The sequence below is a fragment of the Dietzia sp. DQ11-44 genome, from assembly GCF_014145205.1.
Classification (GTDB): Bacteria; Actinomycetota; Actinomycetes; order Mycobacteriales; family Mycobacteriaceae; genus Dietzia; species Dietzia natronolimnaea.
The window spans coordinates 1-1599 of record NZ_JAALEC010000451.1 but is presented as its reverse complement, the minus strand read 5'-3'; the positions used below and the strand labels follow the sequence as shown (position 1 = coordinate 1599).

Genomic DNA, 1599 nt, shown 5'->3' with positions numbered 1-1599 from the left:
TCCGCCATCACCGCGGGTAGCGGGGCCGTCAGAGAAGGGGCGTCTGCTCTCGCGGACGAGCACGACCCCGAGACCAGGGGCCGGCACAAGGCCGATCCGATGCCCGATGACGCCGGGCGCCGGGCCGCCGGACTGCTTCGGGGAGCCGGCCGGCTCGCCGGACCCGCGGGCGGGGGGTTCACGGCGTACGAGGGCGTCACGGGGTATGCCAGGGGGGAGACCACTGCCGAGGAGGCGATTCTCGAGACGGGCGGGGCTCTTGGCGGCGGCATGGCCGGCGGGGCCCTTGCCGGAGCGGCTGCGGGGTCGTTCTTCGGGCCAGTGGGCACGTTCATCGGGGCGGGAATCGGCGCCGGGGTCGGGGCGTGGGCGGGACAGGAAGTCGGCGGCGCGGTGCACGATGCCGTATACGACGCCGGCCCAGATGCGGAAGGAACCGAGGATGGCAACTGAGCCGGACGGTTGCCCGGCCGAGGAAGGCGATCCGCCGTTCTCACGCTGGGCCGACATCAAGAAGCGTTTCGTGGCGAGTTTGTGGCATGACATACAGAACCGGACGCAGTTCCTCCTGGGGGTCGCACTGTTCATCGTCGGCCTGGTCTGGGCGGCGTTCTTCTAGTGGAACTCGCTCGGCCATGCCGGCTGCGGCCGCGTGCCTGGGGTTCCCGCGCCGGGGGTTCCCGCGCCAGCGGCGCGGTCGTATGATTTGCACGATGAACGGCATTGATGATAAGGGGACGCCTGCTGGCCCTCACGTCGTGCGCGCAGGCCAGGGTGACGTGACGGGCGGACCCGGACTGCTGGACCGGTACCTCATCGAGAGCCAGGTATCCGGCGGCCGGGTCGCGATCATCGAGCACATCGTGAACCCCAGGACGTTGGCCGCCCCGATGCACCGGCACAGCCGGGAAGACGAATACACATTCGTGCTGGCGGGCACCATCGGCTTGATCGAGGAGGGCGTCGAGATCACGGCGACGCCGGGGGACCTCCTCGCCAAGCCGCGCGGTCGCTGGCACACGTTCTGGAATGCTGGCGACGACGAACTCCGTGTGCTCGAGATCATCGTGCCGGGCGGCCTCGAGGCATTGTTCCGCCGCCTCGCCGAGCCGGGAGGGGGGTACTCGCCCGATACGCTCCCCTCGCTCGCTGCCGAGTACGGCGCGGAGATCGACTTCGAGGCGACGATGCCGCTGGTGGAGCGGCACGGATTGGCGTTCTAGGGGCGGACGTCGGTCGGGCAAGGGCCCGTCGTCATGATCCAACGATTGGCCGTCCGACGACCCGGCCGACATAGGCGGTCTCCTGCTGCTGCTGCTCTTGTTCGGCGGCGGCGTCGTCGGGAGGCGGCGTTCGTCCCAGAACCGCGGGGGCGACCTTGACCGGTTCCCCGATGATCTCCGAGGTGTTGGTGGCGTTGGTCAGGTACCCGGCCGGCGTGTGACCGCGTCGGCCCTCGTTCTGTCCGGCCCCTGCCGCGCCCATCATGCCCATCGGCATCATTCCTGCGCGGCTGGCTTGAGAACCACCATGTGACGACGAGAACGCCCCTGCGGGTGCTCCCGCGGGTCCCGAGCCTGCCGACATGCCGCCGCCCGG

At 70.1% G+C, this 1599-nt stretch carries 2 protein-coding genes and 2 pseudogenes; 3 read left to right on the top strand and 1 reads right to left on the bottom strand.

The window, feature by feature from the left end:
- The 3 genes and pseudogenes from G6018_RS11660 to G6018_RS11650 form a co-directional block, all read left to right on the top strand.
- Window positions 1-453: pseudogene (locus G6018_RS11660) on the top strand (hypothetical protein); the annotation flags it as partial.
- Window positions 443-619: a hypothetical protein gene (locus G6018_RS11655; RefSeq protein WP_182617201.1), complete on the top strand. Its 177-nt coding sequence runs from the start codon at window positions 443-445 to the stop codon at window positions 617-619. The pseudogene G6018_RS11660 and the gene G6018_RS11655, both read left to right, overlap by 11 nt.
- A gap of 94 nt (window positions 620-713) precedes the next feature.
- Complete coding sequence (locus G6018_RS11650; RefSeq protein ID WP_187701065.1) at window positions 714-1223, top strand: cupin domain-containing protein; 510 nt, start codon at window positions 714-716, stop codon at window positions 1221-1223.
- A gap of 31 nt (window positions 1224-1254) precedes the next feature.
- Here G6018_RS11650 and G6018_RS11645 read toward each other — a convergent pair.
- Window positions 1255-1599: pseudogene (locus tag G6018_RS11645) on the bottom strand (hypothetical protein); the annotation flags it as partial.

What these genes read in the sequence shown, in the direction of transcription:
- G6018_RS11655 (WP_182617201.1), top strand. Translation starts at nt 443, where the DNA reads ATGGCAACTGAGCCGGACGGTTGCCCGGCCGAGGAAGGCGATCCGCCG.
- G6018_RS11650 (WP_187701065.1), top strand. Translation starts at nt 714, where the DNA reads ATGAACGGCATTGATGATAAGGGGACGCCTGCTGGCCCTCACGTCGTG.